Source organism: Duganella sp. GW822-FHT06D06 (assembly GCF_058799615.1).
On record NZ_JBXALQ010000007.1, the window covers coordinates 318087 to 335787 of the forward strand.

The 17701-nt window shown below is 67.6% G+C and carries 15 protein-coding genes; 9 read left to right on the forward strand and 6 right to left on the reverse strand.

The window, feature by feature from the left end; translation table 11 throughout:
• Positions 1-42 precede the first annotated feature (42 nt).
• Positions 43-591 carry a TetR/AcrR family transcriptional regulator gene (locus AC1RMD_RS15985; RefSeq protein ID WP_492927655.1) on the forward strand — a complete coding sequence of 183 codons (549 nt, stop codon included), beginning with the start codon at positions 43-45 and terminating at the stop codon, positions 589-591.
• A gap of 59 nt (positions 592-650) precedes the next feature.
• Here AC1RMD_RS15985 and AC1RMD_RS15990 read toward each other — a convergent pair whose 3' ends face one another.
• From AC1RMD_RS15990 to AC1RMD_RS16005, 4 genes are all read right to left on the reverse strand, one after another.
• Complete coding sequence (locus tag AC1RMD_RS15990) at positions 651-1310, reverse strand: hypothetical protein (protein WP_492927656.1); 660 nt, start codon at positions 1308-1310, stop codon at positions 651-653.
• A 9-nt stretch (positions 1311-1319) separates the two neighbouring features.
• Positions 1320-1865: a hypothetical protein gene (locus tag AC1RMD_RS15995; protein ID WP_492927657.1), complete on the reverse strand. Its 546-nt coding sequence runs from the start codon at positions 1863-1865 to the stop codon at positions 1320-1322.
• A 6-nt stretch (positions 1866-1871) separates the two neighbouring features.
• Positions 1872-2612 carry a P-loop NTPase family protein gene (locus AC1RMD_RS16000; RefSeq protein WP_492927658.1) on the reverse strand — a complete coding sequence of 247 codons (741 nt, stop codon included), beginning with the start codon at positions 2610-2612 and terminating at the stop codon, positions 1872-1874.
• A gap of 73 nt (positions 2613-2685) precedes the next feature.
• The gene (locus AC1RMD_RS16005) at positions 2686-3177 is read right to left on the reverse strand and encodes a CinA family protein (RefSeq protein WP_492927659.1); all 492 of its coding nucleotides are present in this window, start codon (positions 3175-3177) and stop codon (positions 2686-2688) included.
• Between the two features lie 289 nt (positions 3178-3466).
• Here AC1RMD_RS16005 and AC1RMD_RS16010 point away from each other — a divergent pair, with 289 nt between their 5' ends.
• Positions 3467-6073: an EAL domain-containing protein gene (locus AC1RMD_RS16010; protein WP_492927660.1), complete on the forward strand. Its 2607-nt coding sequence runs from the start codon at positions 3467-3469 to the stop codon at positions 6071-6073.
• Here AC1RMD_RS16010 and thiL read toward each other — a convergent pair.
• The gene (thiL, locus tag AC1RMD_RS16015; RefSeq protein ID WP_492927661.1) at positions 6058-7026 is read right to left on the reverse strand and encodes a thiamine-phosphate kinase; all 969 of its coding nucleotides are present in this window, start codon (positions 7024-7026) and stop codon (positions 6058-6060) included. The genes AC1RMD_RS16010 and thiL overlap by 16 nt on opposite strands.
• Before the next feature lie 299 nt (positions 7027-7325).
• On the opposite strand from thiL, the gene AC1RMD_RS16020 reads away from it, so the two are divergent.
• The 7 genes from AC1RMD_RS16020 to AC1RMD_RS16050 all read left to right on the forward strand — a co-directional run bounded on the left by AC1RMD_RS16020 (position 7326) and on the right by AC1RMD_RS16050 (position 16527).
• Positions 7326-9644 (forward strand): NADP-dependent malic enzyme, encoded by a 2319-nt coding sequence (locus AC1RMD_RS16020; protein ID WP_492927662.1) that lies wholly within the window; start codon positions 7326-7328, stop codon positions 9642-9644.
• 257 nt (positions 9645-9901) lie between these two features.
• Positions 9902-10945: a GDP-mannose 4,6-dehydratase gene (gene gmd, locus AC1RMD_RS16025; protein ID WP_492927663.1), complete on the forward strand. Its 1044-nt coding sequence runs from the start codon at positions 9902-9904 to the stop codon at positions 10943-10945.
• 10 nt (positions 10946-10955) lie between these two features.
• Positions 10956-11882, forward strand: a complete 927-nt coding sequence (locus AC1RMD_RS16030) for a GDP-mannose 4,6-dehydratase (protein ID WP_492927664.1) — start codon at positions 10956-10958, stop codon at positions 11880-11882.
• Positions 11879-13060 (forward strand): glycosyltransferase family 4 protein, encoded by a 1182-nt coding sequence (locus tag AC1RMD_RS16035; protein WP_492927665.1) that lies wholly within the window; start codon positions 11879-11881, stop codon positions 13058-13060. The genes AC1RMD_RS16030 and AC1RMD_RS16035 overlap by 4 nt, the downstream gene beginning before the upstream one ends.
• A 19-nt stretch (positions 13061-13079) precedes the next feature.
• Positions 13080-14204: a glycosyltransferase family 4 protein gene (locus tag AC1RMD_RS16040; RefSeq protein ID WP_492927666.1), complete on the forward strand. Its 1125-nt coding sequence runs from the start codon at positions 13080-13082 to the stop codon at positions 14202-14204.
• A 212-nt stretch (positions 14205-14416) separates the two neighbouring features.
• Entirely contained in the window at positions 14417-15136 is a 720-nt protein-coding gene (locus AC1RMD_RS16045; RefSeq protein WP_492927667.1) for a winged helix-turn-helix domain-containing protein, read from the forward strand.
• Positions 15133-16527 (forward strand): HAMP domain-containing sensor histidine kinase, encoded by a 1395-nt coding sequence (locus AC1RMD_RS16050; RefSeq protein ID WP_492927668.1) that lies wholly within the window; start codon positions 15133-15135, stop codon positions 16525-16527. Before AC1RMD_RS16045 ends, AC1RMD_RS16050 begins: the two co-directional genes overlap by 4 nt.
• Here the strand turns inward: AC1RMD_RS16050 and AC1RMD_RS16055 are convergent.
• Positions 16524-17531, reverse strand: coding sequence for a response regulator (locus AC1RMD_RS16055; RefSeq protein ID WP_492927669.1), 1008 nt, complete (start codon positions 17529-17531; stop codon positions 16524-16526). The genes AC1RMD_RS16050 and AC1RMD_RS16055 overlap by 4 nt on opposite strands.
• Positions 17532-17701 lie beyond the last annotated feature (170 nt).

A 17701-nucleotide genomic window follows, 5' to 3' on the forward strand; every position in this document is an offset into this window, starting at 1 on the left:
GGTGCTACCATACACAGTCTGTATGTTTTCAAGGTGAGACCAGTGTTGACGCGTGACCATTGGATTGCAGCGGGCTTCGATGCCCTGGACCACGACGGCGATGCCGGCATCTCGGCCGAGCGCCTGGCGCGCCGCCTGAATGTGACGCGCGGTTCGTTCTACCACCACTTCCGCAGTCGCAACGATTTCGTCCATGCCTTGCTGGCGGCGTGGGAAGCCGACTACGCCGACCGCATGCTGGCCCATGCCGCCGCCGGCCGCAGCCTGGAACAGGTGCTGGAGCGCTACCTGGCGATCGCCGCCGAAAAACAGCCGGGCCGCGAAACCGCCATCCGCGCCTGGGCCCGCCACGATCCGCTGGTGGCCGGCTACCAGCAGCGCGTCGACCAGACCCGGCTGACGTTCGCCATCAACGCCTGCCGCACCCGCACCGACGCGTCGGTGGATGCGGAGCTGGTGGGCCGCCTGGCGCACTTGTGCCTGATCGGCGGCCAGGAATCCGGCGACCGTATCCGGCCGTCCGCCTTTGCGCGGCGGGTGCAGGATGCCTTGACCCTGCTGGGCAAATCGCCCTTCCTGCATCGTGCATGAACCCCCGTTGGACCTGAACCCGCTGGAACGCTGGCTGGCCGGATGGAGCTAGGCGCGCCTCACGAGTGCGGCGCTTCCTTGGCGGACTTGGCCAGCTTGTCCCGTAGTGCCTGCAGGTTGCCGTCCGTGCTGGAGTAGGCGCTGATCATCTGCGACAGCATGCGGTAGATGGCCTTGGGGTCGCCTTCGCCCATCTGTATGTCGCTGACCGTGTTCAGCATGGCGGCGCCATTGAGGAAGTTGTTGCTGCCGCTGCTGCTGATCGATTGCACGTCGCGCATGTTGGCGTAGATGCCGGAGTAGCGTTCCAGCTGCTGCTGCGGCATCCAGCTGACCGCCTGGCTGGCGACGGCCACTTCCCACGCTTCACGGCGCAATGACGGCGACATGATGCTGAGCCCCAGCTTGTGCTGCTGCGTCAGCTGCTTGATCAGCGCCTGGCTATCGAGCCTGTCTTTGATGCCGACCAGCAGCAGCTCGCGCGCCAGCTGTATTTTTTTCAACTGGTCGTTGTTGTGGTTCAGCGCTTCGTCCAGCTCCTGGACATTGACCTGGATCTCGGCGTCGATCTTGGCGGCGGCTTCATGCGCCAGGTGGCGGTGGTGCAGCGTCTGCACGCCATGCTCCAGCGCCAGCGCGGTGGCGATACTGATCACGATCATCAAATACTCGCCACCGAATTCCTTGATGGTCTTGGCTTTGGGGACTTCAAAGTGCATGCATCTTCCTTATTTCTGTAGTTCGGCCTGTAGCTGTTCGCGTACTTTCGGATCCAGCTTCTGGATCGCCTTGTGCAGCTTGTCGGCGCTGGCCAGCGCGGCGCTTTGCTCGGCCGTCAAGCCCGGCTTGGAGAAGGCCGCCTGCCCACCGAGCACCAGCAGCGCGCTGAGCACGGCGACCCCGGCGGCCGCGGCCAGCAGCCGCAGTTCGCGCGGCGTGACGGCCGGCGCTTGCGTGGCGAGCGGCCGCACCGGGCCGGCGGCGGGCGCGGGCGCATAGGTGGAGGGCGTGTCGGCGCCGGCGGCGGCCGGTTCGTTGGTGGCGTCCAGCACCGGCGGCTTGCGGCCGCCGTCGTGCTGCGCGCCCAGTCCGCTTGCGGCCCTGGCGTGCTGCACCAGTTCCTGCGAGGCGGCGTCGATCAGCGCGATGTGGCGTTCGACCGTCTCGGCCAGCACCGCCTCGTTCAGCGCCACCAGCGCGAACACCGGGTCGTCGATGTCGATCTTGACGCCGGTTTTTTCAAAGACCAGGCTGCGCAGCTTCTGCTGATCCATGGCGGCCTACCACTCCACTTTGTCGAGTTGCTCGAACAAGTCGCGGAACACCACCTTGATGCGCTGCTTTTCCATCAGGTTGAACTTGTCGCTTTCCTTGACCTCCTGGGCGGTCAGGCGGGCCGTGTTCATCTTCTTGATGTCGGCGCCGAAGGTGTCGGCGTTGCGCGCCGACAGCACGATGCGGCCCTTCACGCGCGCCGCGTTGTCGGCATAGGTCTGCGATTCGGTGAACTGCTTGCCGGACGCCGATTGCAGCAGGCCGAAGTGCTCGTTCTCCCACAGCACCAGCGGCACCTTGGTCGACTTGGCGGTGGAGACGAAGCCCATGGCGGTGTCGTGCAGCGTGTCGCCGCCGCCGACGATGGTGTGGATGTAGACCTTGCGGCCCGATTCCTCCAGCAGCGCGAAGCAGTCGTTCTCGATCAGGTAGCCCATCAAAGGGGAGAAGGTGTTGGCGCCGTTGTCGATGACGCAGTTGCCGTCCTCTTCCAGGATGTCGATCATCAGCGCGTCGAAGCGCTTGGGGTCGATGGTGCGGCTGTCGGTCATCACCGGCACATGCTTGACGTCCATCGCCTTGTAGCGCGAGAAGGTCGCGTTCTCCTGGTCGGTGTCGTAGCAGCGCAGCGGCTGCTGCCCTTCCGTCACATCCTTGGCCGTGATCCACTGCGCCAGGATGGTCGACACCAGGGTCTTGCCGATGCCGCCTTTACCTTGGAGAATAAAATGTACCGAATTTTGCATCAATTACTCCAGAATCGCTCGAATGCGTCGAGAGTAATTGTTTTGTGGCGGGATGGCAACCGCCAGCCCGCATTCAGTCGATAAAGCGTAGCAGACCCTGCAACGCATGGATGACGGTCTGCTCGCGCACCGCCTGGCGGTCGCCGGCAAACACCAGCCGCTCGGTGTGCACGGTGTCGCCGTTGGCCCAGCCGAAGCACACGGTGCCGACCGGCTTGCCCGGCACGGCGCCGGTGGGGCCGGCGATGCCGGTGGTCGAGACCGCCAGGTGGGCGTTGCTGGCGCCCAGCGCGCCGCTCGCCATGGCCGCCGCCACCTCTTCGGACACGCTGCCCATCTGCGCGATCAGCGCGGCGGACACGTCCAGCATCTCGGTCTTGGAGGCGTTGGAATAGGTGACGAAGCCGCAATCGAACCAGGCGGTCGAGCCGGCGATCTCGGTGATGGCCTGGGCCACGCCGCCGCCGGTGCACGATTCCGCAGTGGCCAGGATCAGGCCCTTCGCTTGCAGGGACTTGCCGACTTGCGCGGCCAGGTCGAGGATGGTGTCGCTGTTCGATTTCATGGAGCTCTCCTTCTGTTGCGGCAATCTGCGGGCTGGCTACCACTGTACCATGCAGGTCGCAATCGATGCCAGTGGCGCGCCGCCGATTTGCCTGAACAGCAACATGCCAGAAAACATTAGACCGCCGATTTGAACTTGCGTACACTCGGAGGATAGCCCGGTCGCCGCTGCCCAGACATCGCAGCCGTGCGCCGCCAATTGGGCAGACTGTTAAGCTTGCTCGAGTACAGGACGCGGTCCGAGCCGGCCATCACGCCGGTTCATCGGCGACCGCACGGAGGCGCATCCCATGATCAGCCAGACCGACATCTTCAAGGCCAGCATCCTGATCGTCGACGATCAGCCGGTGAACGTGGAATTGCTGGAGTTCCTGCTCAAGTCCACCGGCTACACCGCCGTCAGCTCCACCACCGATCCGTATGTGGTGGCCGGCTGGCACGCCGAACACCAGTACGACCTGATCATCCTCGACCTGCAGATGCCGGGCATGACCGGCTTCGACGTGATGGAGGCGATCCGGCCGCTGGAAACCGAGGCCTGGCTGCCGGTGCTGGTGGTCACCGCCCAGCCCGATCACAAGATCAAGGCGCTGGAACTGGGCGCGCGCGATTTCGTCAGCAAGCCGTTCGACCCGGTCGAGGTGCTGACCCGCATCCGCAACATGCTGGAAGTGCGCCTGCTGCACCGCGAGACGCGCGGCTACAACACGCTGCTGGAGCAGACCGTGCGCGAGCGCACCGCCGAGCTGCAACGCTTCCGCAGCGCCATGGACGCCACCGCCGACGCCATCTTCCTGCTGGACGCGGCCAGCGCCGAGCTGGTCGACGTCAACGACGGTGCCTGCCGCATGCTGGGCTATCCGCGCAGCGAGATGCTGGGCCAGACCGCCAGCCGCATCGGCCTGGGGGCGCCGGCCGCGCTGTGCGAGCAGGCCGAGCGCCTGATCGCTTTCGCCGCCGCCTTCGGCCCGGCGCGCGCGCCCGAGCTGCTGGAGCTGGAGCTGATGCGGCGCGACCTGATCGCGGTGCCGGTGGAGCTGTACTGGCAGTTGTTGCAGCGGCCCGGCCAGCCCGCCGTGCTGCTGGGGGTGGCGCGCGACATCAGCGAGCGCCGCCAGTCCGAGGAGCTGTTGCAGCACATGGCCCACTACGACAGCCTGACCGGCCTGCCCAACCGCACGCTGTTCTTCCAGACGCTGGGCGACGCCATCGCGCTGGCGCAGGAAAAGGCCTGGCGCATCGTGGTGCTGTTCATCGCGCTGGACCGCTTCAAGAACATCAACGATTCGCTGGGCGCGGCGCTGGGCGACGAGCTGCTGCGCCAGTTCAGCAACCGGCTGGTGCAGTGCGTGCGCATCCGCGACACCGTCGGCCGCATGGGCGGCGACGAGTTCGCGCTGATCCTGACCATGACGCGCGACCAGCAGGACGCGGTGCACACCGCCAACGAAGTGCGCGAGGCGCTGCGCCTGCCGTTCGACCTGGACGGCCATCCGGCCGCGCTCAGCGCCAGCATCGGCATCGCCATGTACCCGGACGACGCCACCGATCCGCACACCCTGGTCAAGTACGCCGACACCGCGATGGAGCGCGCCAAGCAGGCCGGACGCGACGGCTACCGCTTCTTCACCGCCGGCATGAACGTGCAGGTGCTGGCGCGGCTGGACATGGAGCTGGCGCTGCGCCGCGCGCTCGAGCACAACGAACTGCTGCTGCACTACCAGCCCAAGGTCAACCTGCACACCGGCGAGATCGCCGGCGCCGAGGCGCTGCTGCGCTGGCAGCGGCCCGGCTGCGGCCTGGTGTATCCGGCCGAGTTCGTGCCGGTGCTGGAGGATACCGGCCTGATCGTGCGGGTCGGCGCCTGGATCATCGACGCCGCCTGCCGCCAGATCGGCGCCTGGCTGCGCGGCGACGTCGGGCCGGTGCGGGTGGCGGTCAACGTCGCCAGCCGCCAGTTCGTCGAGGGCGACCTGGAGCTGATGGTGCGCAGCGCGCTGCTGCGCCACGACGTCCCGCCCGAGCTGCTGGAACTGGAGCTGACCGAGACCGCGCTGATGACCAACACCGAGCGCACCATCAGCGTGTTGAGCAGCCTGAAGGGGCTGGGCGTGAAGGTGGCGATCGACGACTTCGGCACCGGCTATTCATCGCTGGCCTACCTGCAGCGCTTCCCGATCGACAAGCTGAAGATCGACATCGCCTTCGTGCGCGACATCACCACCAACCCCAACGACGCCGCCATCGCCCAGGCCATCATCAGCATGGCGCACAGCCTGAAGCTGCGGGTGATCGCCGAGGGGGTGGAGACGCGCGCCCAGCTGGAGTACCTGCGGCGCAGCCGCTGCGACGAGATCCAGGGCTATTACTTCAGCCGCCCGGTGGCGCCGCTGGAGATGGGCGCGCTGGTGCTGTCGGGCCACTGCCTGCCGCCGGACCCGGCGCAGGAAGGCCAGCCGGCGCAAACCCTGCTGATCGTCGACGACGACGTCAACGTGCTGTCCTCGCTGCACCGGCTGTTCCGCCGCGACGGCTACCAGATCCTGACGGCGGCCACGCCGGGCGAGGGCTTCGAGCTGCTGGCGCTGCACGCGGTGCAGGTGATCGTGTGCGACCAGCGCATGCCGGGCCTGAGCGGCACCGAGTTCCTCAGCAAGGTCAAGGAGATGTATCCGGAGACGATACGCATCATCCTGTCCGGCTACACCGGGCTGGACGCGGTGCTCGATTCGATCAACCGCGGCGCCATCTACCGCTTCTACACCAAGCCGTGGGACGACACCCAGCTGCGCGACAACATCCGCCTGGCCTTCCACCACTACTGGCTGATGCACGGCAGCGGCCGCCGCGTGGGGCAGCCGGGCGAGGACGTCACCGCGCTTCAGGACGTGAAGTGATCGAAGCCGTGCAGTTGCAGGTCGAGCGCGGCGCCGGCCGCGTCCACCAGGCGCAGGCCGGGCGCGGCCTCGATGCGGCCGACGCGGGTGACCGGCGTCGCCACGCTGGCGGCCGCCGCCAGCACCGCCGCGCGCGCCGAGGGCGGCGCGGTGAAGCACAGTTCGTAGTCGTCGCCGCCGGCGGCGGTGTAGGCGCGCCGCAGCGCCGTCGCGCGCGTGGCCAGCACGGCGCCGGCCGGCAGCGCGTCGACGTCCAGCGTGGCGCCCACCCGCGATTGCTTGAGGATGTGCCCGAGGTCGCCCACCAGGCCGTCGGAGATGTCGATCGCCGCGTGGGCGATGCCCTGTTCGGCCAGCAGCGTGCCCAGCGCCACGCGCGGCGTCGGCGTGTGCAGGCGCGCGGCGGCGGCCAGCAGGCTGGCCGCGTCCATCGCTTGCTCCAGCCGGTAGCCGGCCAGCGCCAGGCGGGCGTCGCCCAAGGTGCCGGAGATCCAGATGTCGTCGTCCGGCCGGGCCGCGGCGCGCCGCAGCGCCTGGCCCGGCCGCACTTCGCCGAACACGGTGATGCAGATGTTGAGCGGGCCCTTGGTGGTGTCGCCGCCGACCAGCTCGATGTCGTGGGCGTCGGCCAGCGCGAACAAGCCTTTGGAAAAGCCGGCCAGCCAGTCGCGGTCGGCCGACGGCAGCGCCAGCGCGAGGGTAAAGCCGACCGGGCGCGCGCCCATCGCCGCCAGGTCCGACAGGTTGACCGCCAGCGCCTTGTGGCCCAGGCGGGCGGCGTCCTCGCCGGCGAAGAAGTGGCGGCCCTCGACCAGCATGTCCGACGAGATCGCCGTCTGCATGCCGGGCGTGGGGGTGAGCAGGGCGCAATCGTCGCCGATGCCGAGCGTGGCGCGCGCCGCGTGCCGCGGGCGCTGGAAGTATTCCTGGATGAGGTCGAATTCTGAGAGCATGCGCTATTGTACTGAAGACCCGCGCGGCCGGCTCCGGCCGGCCATCATAGCTAATTGGTAATTTCAATCAAATTTCATCGCTCGATACAAAATAGTGATAGGTACGGAAAATTGATCATATTGGTGCAATTGATAGGTTAATGCCGCTAAAAACGTCAAAAATTCGGCTGATGTTGCCTTGAATCATAAATAATGCTGATATCTGTCATAGCTGTTGGTGAAAATACCTACTTAATTGAAAGAATTGGTCTGATAAAATCGGAAGCTTTCCGACAGTACAAACAGGAAGGCCGCACAGCATGGATTCGTCATCTGATAAAAAAGAAGAACTTCGTCAACAATTGCGCCTCGCGGCGCTCGAATACCACGAGTGCCCGACGCCAGGCAAGATCAGCGTCACGCCGACCAAGCAACTGACCAACCAGCGCGACCTGGCCCTGGCCTACTCGCCGGGCGTGGCCGCGCCGTGCGAGGAAATCGTCATCGACCCGGCCAACGCCTATAAATACACGGCGCGCGGCAACCTGGTCGCGGTGATCACCAACGGCACCGCCGTGTTGGGCCTGGGCAACATCGGCCCGCTGGCGGCCAAGCCTGTGATGGAAGGCAAGGGCGTGCTGTTCAAGAAATTCGCCGGCATCGACGTGTTCGACATCGAGATCAACGAGCTCGACCCGGACAAGCTGGTCGACATCATCGCCTCGCTGGAGCCGACCTTCGGCGGCGTCAACCTGGAAGACATCAAGGCGCCCGAGTGCTTCTACATCGAGCGCCAGCTGCGCGAACGGATGAAGATCCCGGTGTTCCACGACGACCAGCACGGCACCGCCATCATCGTCGGCGCCGCCATCATGAACGGCATCCAGTACGTCGGCAAGGACATCGCCCACTGCAAGCTGGTGGTGTCGGGCGCCGGCGCGGCCGCGCTGGCCTGCCTGGACCTGATCGTCGACCTCGGCTTCCCGCTGGAAAACATCTACGTCACCGACCTGGCCGGCGTGGTCTACAAGGGCCGCCAGGAATTGATGGACCCGGACAAGGAACGCTTCGCCCGCGAAACCTCGGCCCGCACCCTGGCCGAAGTGATCAGCGACGCCGACATCTTCCTCGGCCTGTCGGCCGGCGGCGTGCTCAAGCAGGACATGGTCAAGGCCATGGCGCCCAATCCGCTGATCCTGGCGCTGGCCAACCCGAACCCGGAAATCCTGCCGGAAGACGTCAAGGCGGTGCGCGGCGACGCCATCATCTGCACCGGCCGTTCGGACTATCCGAACCAGGTCAACAACGTGCTGTGCTTCCCCTACATCTTCCGCGGCGCGCTCGACTGCGGCGCCACCACCATCACCCGCGAAATGGAAATCGCCGTGGTGCGCGCGATCGCCGAGCTGGCCCACGCCGAGCAGTCCGACATCGTCGCCACCACCTACGGCTTCAGCAACCTGTCGTTCGGTCCCGAGTACCTGATCCCGATGCCGTTCGATCCGCGCCTGCTGATCAAGATCGCCCCGGCCGTGGCCAAGGCGGCCGAGGACTCGGGCGTCGCCACCCGTCCGATCAAGGACCTGCAAGCCTACGCCGACAGCCTGCAACAGTTCGTCTACCGCAGCGGCACCTTCATGAAGCCGCTGTTCCAGGTAGCCAAGAAGACCGCCGCCGAACTCAAGCGCATCGTCTACGCCGAGGGCGAAGAAGAGCGCGTGCTGCGCGCGGTGCAGGTGATCGTCGACGAAAAGCTGGCGCGGCCCATCCTGGTCGGCCGTCCGGCGGTGCTGGAAACCCGCATCACCAAGTTCGGCCTGCGCCTGAAGCAGGGCGTGGACTTCGACGTCATCAACCCCGACCACGACGAGCGCTACCGCGAATACTGGCAGGCGTATTACGAGCTGACCGCCCGCAAAGGCGTGACGCAGGAATACGCCAAGCTGGAAATGCGCCGCCGCCACTCGCTGATCGGCGCCATGATGATCAAGAAGGGCGACGCCGACGGCATGATCTGCGGCACCTTCGGCACCACCCAGCTGCACCTGCACTACATCGACCAGGTGCTGGGCAAGCGCGAAGGCGCCTGCGTGTACGCCGCGATGAACGTGCTGATCATGCCGGATCGCCAGCTGGTGATGGTCGACACCCACGTCAACGAGAACCCCAACGCGAAAGAGCTGGCGGCGATCACCGTGATGGCGGCCGAAGAGATGCGCCGCTTCGGCCTGTCGCCGCGCGCGGCGCTGCTGTCGCACTCCAATTTCGGCTCGTCCAACAGCGAATCGGCGCAGAAGATGCGCGCCGCGCTGGAGCTGGTCAGGCAGATGGACCCGACCTTGGAAGTGGATGGCGAAATGCACGGCGACACCGCGCTCGACGCCAAGCTGCGCAACTCGATGATGCCGGGCACCACGCTGACCGGCGACGCCAACCTGCTGGTGATGCCGAACATCGACGCCGCCAACATCGCCTACAACCTGGTGAAGTCGGCGGCCGGCAACGGCATCGCGGTCGGCCCCATCCTGCTCGGCTGCGCCAAGCCGGTGCACATCCTGACGCCGTCGGCCACGGTGCGCCGCATCGTCAACATGACCGCGCTGTGCGTGGTCGACGCGGTGGCCCAGCGCAAGGTCTAAACCAAGCCGGGGGTCAAGTCTGACATTCGGACACGAGCTCTACCGTAACCTGCGTTACGGTAGAGCTCGTGTCCGAATGTCAGACTTGACCCCCGCGTCTAATGTCAGACTTGACCCCCGCGTCTTTAGTCATCACCGGCGTTGATGGTAACAAGATGTAAGGGATGTAATCGATATAATTGGTGAGAAGTGGTGCATAAACGCTCTGTTACAATAGCGGGTTGTAAAGTCACCCATGATTTGGATGGTCACTCACCATGAATAAAACAAAAAAAGCCCTGATTACGGGTATTACCGGCCAGGACGGCGCTTATCTGGCGGAACTGCTGCTGGAAAAAGGCTATGAAGTCACTGGCACCTATCGCCGCACCAGCTCGGTGAATTTCTGGCGTATCGAGGAACTGGGCATCCAGTCGCATCCGAATCTGAAACTGGTCGAGTACGACCTGACCGACCTCGGCTCCAACATCCGCCTGCTGCAAAGCGCGCAGCCGGACGAGGTCTACAACCTGGCGGCGCAAAGCTTCGTCGGCGTGTCCTTCGAACAGCCGGTCACCACTGCGGAAATCACCGGCATCGGCCCGGTCAACCTGCTCGAAGCGATCCGCATCGTCAATCCGAAGATCCGCTTCTACCAGGCGTCGACCTCGGAAATGTTCGGCAAGGTGCAGGCCGTGCCGCAAAAGGAAGACACCCCGTTCTACCCGCGCAGCCCGTACGGCGTGGCCAAGCTGTATGCCCACTGGATGACCGTGAACTACCGCGAATCGTATGGCATCTTCGGCTGCTCCGGCATCCTGTTCAACCACGAATCGCCACTGCGCGGCCGTGAGTTCGTCACCCGCAAGATCACCGACTCGGTGGCCAAGATCCATCTGGGCCAGCTCGAGGTACTGGAACTGGGCAACCTGGACGCCAAGCGCGACTGGGGCTACGCCAAGGAATACGTCGAAGGCATGTGGCGCATCCTGCAAGCGGACCAGCCGGACACCTATGTGCTGGCCACCAACCGTACCGAAACCGTGCGCGACTTCGTCAGCATGGCGTTCAAGGCGGTCGACGTGGCGCTGGCGTGGAGCGGCGAGGCCGACCACGAAATCGGCAGCTGCAAGAAAACCGGCAAGGTGCTGGTGCGCGTCAATCCGAAGTTCTACCGTCCGGCCGAGGTGGAACTGCTGATCGGCGATCCGAGCAAGGCTGAACAGGAACTGGGCTGGAAGCCGCAGACCACGCTGGAGCAGCTGTGCCAGATGATGGTCGAGGCCGACCTGCGCCGCAACCAAGCCGGCTTCTCTTTCTAAGGGAACGACGATGGCAGCTGTAGTCATGCAGGGCGCCGAAGGCGTCGGCAAGCGCGCCCTGATCACGGGGCTGGCCGGTTTCACCGGCCGCTATGTCGAGCAAGAGCTGCTGGCCGCCGGCTATGAAGTCTACGGCACCATCACGCCCGGCCACGCGCCCGGCGCGCGCCAGTTCGCCGTCGACCTGAACGACCGCGCCGGCCTGGCCGCCATGGTGGCCCAGGTGCGGCCGGACGTGGTGGTGCACCTGGCCGGCATCGCCTTCGTCGGCCACGGCGATGTCGAACAGATCTACCGCGTCAACGTGGTCGGCACCCGCAACCTGCTGGAGGCGCTGGCCGCCGCCGGGCACCGGCCGTCGGCCGTGCTGCTGGCCTCCAGCGCCAATATCTATGGCAATACCGACGTCGGCCTGATCGGCGAAGAGGTGCCGGCCGCGCCGGCCAACGACTACGCGGTCAGCAAGCTGGCCATGGAATACATGGCGCGCCTGTGGCAGGACAAGCTGCCGCTGATCGTGGTGCGCCCGCTGAACTACACCGGCGTCGGCCAGCACGAGAACTTCCTGCTGCCGAAGATCGTCGGCCACTTCCGCCGCCGCGCCGCCGACATCGAGCTGGGCAACCTGCACGTGTGGCGCGATTTTTCCGATGTGCGCATGGTGGCGCACAGCTACCGCCGCCTGCTGGCCGCCGGCCCCGCCGCCGCCGGCCAGACCTTCAACATCTGCTCCGGCCAGGCTTATTCGCTGGGCGAGGCGTTGGCCATGATGGCCGACATCGCCGGCTACCAGATCAATGTCCACGTCAATCCGGCCTTCGTGCGCGCCAATGAAGTGGTGCGGCTGGTCGGCGACAACCGCCGCCTGCAGGCCGTCATCGGCCCGCTGGCGACGGTGCCGCTGGCCGACACGCTGCGCTGGATGTACACGGCGTGAGCGCGGTCCCCGCCACGGCCGCGCGCATGCTGCGCGTGGGCCTGTCCACCACCACCGCCGAGCCGGCGCTGACCGGCGGCCGGCTGGACGGCATGGGCGTGTACAGCCGCGCGCTGCTGGAACACCTGCCGCAGGCCGGCGCCCAGGTGCTGCCGTTTTCCTTCCCGTCGCCGGGCGCCAGCGAGCGCCTGACGGTGGGCCGCGCGCTGCCGCTGTCGTTCCCGCTGGCGACGCTGGGCAACCTGCTGCTGCCGTCGTCGGTGCACATGAACATCAGCCGCCTGGCGGGCCGGGACGCGCCGCCGCTGGACCTGTTCCACGCCACCGACTACCGCATCGTGCGCATGGATTGCCCGGTGGTGGCGACCTTGCACGACGCCGTGCCGATCGCCCATCCCGAGTGGTGCAAGCCGCGCCTGCGCGGCCTGAAGAACTGGCTGCAGGTCCAGGCCGCGCGCCGCGCCCAGCATGTGATCACCGGTTCCCACTACTCGATCCGCGAGCTGGTCGAATGCTTCGGCGTCGACGAGCGCAAGATCAGCGTGGTGCACCACGGCGTGCGGCCCGAATGGTTCGAGGCGCCGGCGCCCGAGGCGCGCGACGCCACGCTGGCGCGCTACGGCCTGACCGCCGGCTACTTCCTGTTCGTCGGCACGCTGCAGCCGCGCAAGAACGTCGGCCGCCTGCTGCAGGCCTATCTGGCCCTGCCGCCGGTGCTGCGCGCCGCGCGCCAGCTGGTGATCGTCGGCGCGCCGGGCTGGCTCAGCGACGAGCTGGTGGCGCAGATCAAGGCCGCCGGCCAGCGCGGCGAGAACGTCATCTGGCTCAGCCAACTGACCGACGACGCCCAGCTGCACCACCTGTACGCCGGCGCCGGCGCCTTCATCTTCCCGTCGCTGCACGAGGGCTTCGGCCTGCCGCTGGTGGAAGCCTTCGCCAGCGGCGTGCCGGTGGCCACCTCCAACGCCACCTCGCTGCCGGAAGTGGCGCAGGGCGCGGCGCTGGAATTCGATCCGCTGTCGGTGCCGGAAATCAGCGCCGCGATGACCACGCTGGCGCGCGACGACGCCCTGCGCCAGCGCTGCATCGCCGCCGGCCACCGCCGCGCGCTCGAACTGACCTGGGATGCCGCGGCGCGCCGCACCGTCGCCGTGTACCGCCAGGTCCTCTCCAATTGAAGCATCACTGAAGCTGCCAATGCGCGTCCTCCATTTTTACAAGACCTATTACCCCGATACCTGGGGCGGCATCGAGCAAGTGATACGCCAGCTGTGCGTGGGCACCGGACGCCTCGGCGTCACCAATGAAGTGTTGACCCTGACGCGCGACCGCGGCCCGACCCGGATCGAGTTCGAGGGCCACACCGTGCACCGCATGCCGCTCGATTTCGAGATCGCCTCCACCGGCTTCTCGTTCGCGGCGATCCGCCAGCTGGCGCGCCTGGCGCGCGAGGCCGACGTGATCCACTACCACTTCCCGTGGCCGTTCATGGACCTGGCGCACTTCATGGCGCGGATCGACAAGCCGAGCGTGGTGACCTACCACTCCGACATCGTGCGCCAGAAAAACCTGCTGCGCGTGTACAGCCCGCTCAAGCGCCGCTTCCTGCGCAGCATCGACACCATCGTCGCCACCTCGCCCAACTACCTGGCCTCGTCGCCGGTGCTCAAGCGCTTCGAGCACAAGACCCGCACCATCACCTACGGCCTGGACAAGACCATCTATCCGCAGCCGCCGGCCGCGCTCAAGGACCAGTGGCGCGAGCGCTGCGGCGAGCGCTTCTTCCTGTTCGTCGGCGTGCTGCGCTATTACAAGGGTTTGCACATCCTGCTCGACGCCATGGCCAAGCTGGATTATCCGGTGGTGATCGTCGGCGCCGGCCCGATCGAGCAGGAGCTCAAGCAACACGCGCAGCGCCTCGGCCTGACGCATGTGCTGTTCGTCGGCGCGGTCGAGGAGCTGGACAAGGTGGCGCTGCTGGAGCTGTGCTATGCGATGGTGTTCCCGTCGCACCTGCGCTCGGAAGCGTTCGGCATCTCGCTGCTGGAAGGGGCGATGTACGGCAAGCCGATGATTTCCAGCGAGATCGGCACCGGCACCACCTACATCAACCTCGACAACGAGACCGGGCTGGTGGTGCCGCCCGACGATGCGCCAGCCCTGGGCGCCGCCATGCGCACGCTGTGGGAGCAGCCGCAACGCGCCGCCGAAATGGGCCGCCGCGCCGAGGCGCGCTACTGGGAACTGTTCACCGCCGAGACCATGGCGCGCAACTACCACGCGCTGTACCGCGAACTGGCCGGCCGCCAGCGCCCCGCTTGATCTGGCGCAAGTGCGCCGCTGGCGGGCACGGCTATTATGGCGGTCGAACTCCGCGCCCTGCCGATGGTCCTCATCAATGACGCTGCCAAGACGGCGCCACCCCCTGTGCGACGCAACGACGTCGTCCGGGCGGGAGTTCACCACCGCGCTTGCTCCGCGGCTCCCCGCCGCGGGGTAGAATAGCCGCCATCCCCCGTATCCCGGAGTCCCGCGTGCGCTGCCTGGTCATTGAAGACGAAGCCGAAACCTCGAACTACATCTGCAAGGGTCTGCGCGAAGCGGGCCACCTGGTCAGCGCCGGCGACAACGGCCCGGACGGCCTCGCGCTGGCGGCCGGCCAGGACTGGGACATCATCATCCTCGACCGCATGCTGCCGGGCGGCATCGACGGCCTGTCCATCGTCGACCGGCTGCGCGCGCTGGGCAGGCAGACCCCGGTCATCATCGTCAGCGCGCTGACCTCGATCGACGCCCGCGTCAGCGGCCTGCGCGGCGGCGCCGACGATTATCTGTCCAAGCCGTTCGCCTTTTCCGAACTGCTGGCGCGCGTCGAGGCGCTGCGGCGGCGCAGCGCGCCGGGCGCCGACAGCGCGCAGCTGCAGGTGGCGGACCTGAAGCTGGACCTGCGCACGCTGCGCGTCACGCGCGGCGCCCGGGTCATCACGCTGCAGCCGCGCGAGTACCGGCTGCTGGAGTACCTGATGCGCAACGTCAACCAGGTGGTGACCCGCACCATGCTGCTCGAATCGGTGTGGGACTACCATTTCGACCCGCAGACCAATGTCATCGACGTCCAGATCAGCCGCCTGCGCGCCAAGGTCGACAAGGATTTCCCCGTCATGCTGATCCACACGCTGCGCGGCGTCGGCTACCGCATGGGCCCGCCCCCGGCCGACGACGGCGCGCCGCCGGCCGGGGGCGGGCCCGCTTGATCACGCTGCGCGCCTCGACCGCCGCCAGGCTGGTGCTGGGCTACGGCCTGCTGGGCACGGCGTCCATCGCGCTGGTGTCGGCGGTGTTCTACCACGGCACGGTGGGCGTGCTGGACCGGGAGATCGACGGCCGCATCGTCGCCCAGTCGGAGCGCCTGCTGGCCCACGCCGCCGGCCAGGCCCACGGCGCGCTGCTGGCCGAGGTGCGGCGCCAGCTGGACGACGGCGTCGACAGCGAGCTTGAACTCATCGGGCTGCTGGCGGCCGACGGCCGGCCGCTGGCCGGCAACCTGGGCGCCTGGCCGCCGGCCGCCGCCGCTCCCATCCTGTTCAACACCGTGGTCGCGCGCGGCGGCCGCCAGGCGCCGGCGCGGCTGTACCGGCGCGCGCTGGACGACGGCGGCGTGCTGATCGTCGGGCGCGACCTGAGCGAGCAGGAAGCGCTGCGCGCCGTGATCTGGCAGGCGCTGCTGGCCGGCGCCGGCGTGTCGCTGCTGCTGACGGTGGCCGGCGCGCTGCTGTTCCGGCGCGTGGTGGAGCGGCGCCTGGGCGCGATCCGCCGCACCGCCGCCCAGATCGAGGCGGGCGACCTCGGTTCGCGCATCCCGGTCAGCGGCCGCGACGAGTTCGCGCTGCTGGGGCGCGACATCAACCGCATGCTGGACCGCATCGAGCTGCTGATGGACGGCATCCGCCACGTGTCGAACGCCATCGCGCACGACCTGCGCACGCCGCTGGGCCGCGTGCGCAGCAAGCTGGACGACGCGCTGCGGCACCAGGCCACGCTGCCGCGCCTGTCGGACGCCGCGCACGACGCGATCGACGACATCGACGAGCTGATACGGCTGTTCGAGCGCCTGCTGCAGATCGCCGAGGCCGAATCGGGCATGCGCAGCCGGCTGTTCGAGCGGCTCGACCTGGGCCGGATCGCCGCCGACATCGGCGACCTGTACGAGGCCAGCGCCGAGGACGGCGGCGTGCGCCTGACGGTGGACGCGCCCGGGCCGCTGTACGTGGACGGCGACCGCAACCTGCTGGCCAGCGCCGTCGCCAGCCTGCTGGACAACGCCATCAAGTACGCCGGCAGCGGCCAGGCGATCGCGCTGCGCGCCGGCCGCTCGCACGGCGGCCTGGCCTCGATCGCGGTGCACGACAACGGCCCCGGCATCCCGGCGGCCGAGCGCGGCAAGGTGACGCAGCGTTTCTACCGCCTGGACGGCAGCCGCCACCTGCCGGGCAACGGCCTGGGGCTGGCCATCGTCAGCGCCACCGCGCTGGCGCACGGCGGCGAGTTGCGGCTGGAGGACGGCGCGCCCGGCCTGGTGGCGCGCATCCTGCTGCCGCTGGCGCCGCCGGCGCCTGCGCCTGCGCCCGGCGGGGCAGACCGCTAGCCGCAGGCCTGCTCGGCCCAGCGCTGCTTGACCTCCAGCAGCGCCGGCATCTGCGTCAGGAACAGGTCGACCAGCTCGGCGTCGAAGTGCTTGCCGCGCTGCTGCTCCAGGTATTCCACCGCCTGCGCGATCGGCCATTCCGGCTTGTACGGCCGGGCCGAGGTCAGCGCGTCGAACACGTCGGCGATGGCGACGATGCGCCCCACCAGCGGGATCTCGCGGCCGGCCAGGCCGTTGGGGTAGCCGCTGCCGTCCCATTTCTCGTGATGCGTCATCGCCACCTGGTGCGCCATCGCCAGCATGCCGCCGGCGTGCTGGCCGATGATGTCGCCGCCGATCGCGGCATGGGTCTGCATCACCTTCCACTCCGCCGTCTCCAGCGGGCCGGGCTTTTGCAGGATGCTGTCCGGGATGCCGATCTTGCCGACGTCGTGCATCGGCGCCGCGTGCAGCAGGTCGTCCGCCTCGGCCGCGCTCATGCCGGCCGCGCGCCCCAGGATGCGCGAGTAGTGGCTCATGCGGATCACGTGCAGGCCGGTTTCATTATCCTTGTACTCGGCCGCCAGGCCCAGGCGCTGGACGATCTCCAGCCGGGTGCGGGTCAGCTCGTCCATGCGCACCAGCGACAGGTGGGTGCGCACGCGGGCCCGCACGATGGGCGGGCTGACCGGTTTGGTGATGTAGTCGACCGCGCCGGCGTCGAAGCCGACCACCTCGTCGCTGGCGTCGCTGAGCGCGGTGACGAAGATCACCGGGATGGCGGCGGTGGCCTGCTCTTCCTTCAGCTGGCGGCACACTTCATAGCCGGTCATGCCGGGCATCATGACGTCCAGCAGGATCAGCTGCGGCCGCTCCTGGCGCGCCAGCTCCAGCGCGCGCGGGCCGTCCTTGGCGAACAGCAGGCGGTACTGGTCCTGCAGGATATGGCGCAGCAGCTGCAGGTTGCTGGCCTCGTCGTCGACGGCCAGGATCAGCGGCAGCTCGTTGGTGGGGTCTGTCATCATGGGGTCTCCTTGGCCAGATGGTCGGCCAATTCCAGCAGCGTGGCATGGGCCTTGGGGAAATCGAAATCGTTGAGGGCGGTGTGCAGCGCCGCCAGCCGCTGCGCCAGCGCGGCCGACAGGCCGGCGCCGCGCATGGCGCTCGCCAGCGCGGCCAGCGCGGCGTCGTCCAG